Below are 1,136 nucleotides of genomic sequence, written 5' to 3'. Positions count from 1 at the left end.
GAAAGGGTCCCGCAGCGTGTCCTGGATGCGCCGTGCGACGTCGTCCGTCGCCGTGCCGCCCTCATCCGTCACGACGATCGCGAATTCGTCGCCGCCCAGCCGGGCGACGAGGTCATGTCCGCGCACGCAGCCCCGCAGCCGTTGGGCCAGCTGGATGAGCAACGCGTCGCCGCCCTCATGGCCCAGCGAGTCGTTGACGTCTTTGAAGTCGTCGACGTCGATGACCAGCAGGCCTTCACGCCCGTCGCAGACCTCGGCGCCAGCTGTTTCCGGGTTCTTTGTTCCGGGGTCGAACGCGGCGGTGAGGCGTTCGGTGAGGACTGCCCGGTTGGCCAGTCCCGTGAGCGGGTCGTGGGTGGCGCGGAAGGTCAGTTCCAGGTGGTTGTCGTGCACGGTGGCCGCCATGGAATTGAAGGCCTCGGCCAGCTGGCCAAGTTCGTCATTGCGGACAACGCTGATCCGGTGGCTGTAATCACCGGACTGCAGCTTCACGACCCCGCGGTACAGACCCTCCACAGGGCGCATCAGGTACTTGGTCATCCGCCGGCGGAAAAAGAACACCCCGCCCGCGGCCAGCGCAAAGAGGGCCGTGCGGACGGTCGATACCATCTGCTGAAGCCCGGCCCCACGGGCGACGCCGTCGTCAAGCGCGTCGAGCGAAGCGCGACGGACGTCGGCGAGCAGGGCGCGGGCCTTGGCGCTGGATGCGGCGAACGCCGGCGCCTCCGCCACTCGGTTGCCGTGGAGAGTGGCCACCTGGCTTCCCCAGAGATTGTGCGCGGACAGTCCCTCCTGCCAGGCGGCCCGGGCCCCGCGGACTGTGGCCCGCATGCCGTACGCCTCCGGCAGGATCCGGGCGGTGGCATCGAACTGGGCGGAGAGGTCCTTTTGTTGCAGCAAAAAGGCGGCCGGATCTGCGGGTCCTGCGGACAACAGCTGGAGTCCGGCTTGTTCGTGGGTCTCGATGCCGGTCCGGAGCTCGGAGATGGCCTCCGACTCGACGCGGTGCTGTGCGGCGGCGTGCTGGATCTGGTCCGTGACAAAACGGACGCCGACCAGAGTTACCGCGGCCCCTGCGAGCAGGGCAAGGATCACCAGGATGAATGCCCTGGACCATTCGCGCTGCAGGCTCCCTG

At 68.1% G+C, this 1,136-nt stretch carries 1 protein-coding gene; it reads right to left on the bottom strand.

What is annotated here, in order from left to right:
- A partial coding sequence (locus LQV45_RS34585; RefSeq protein ID WP_230012429.1) for a diguanylate cyclase domain-containing protein occupies positions 1-1,136 on the bottom strand: 1,136 nt, incomplete at both ends.

It is taken from the genome of Microbacterium sp. Bi128 (assembly GCF_918698205.1).
This window is presented reverse-complemented; position numbering and strand designations above follow the sequence as displayed.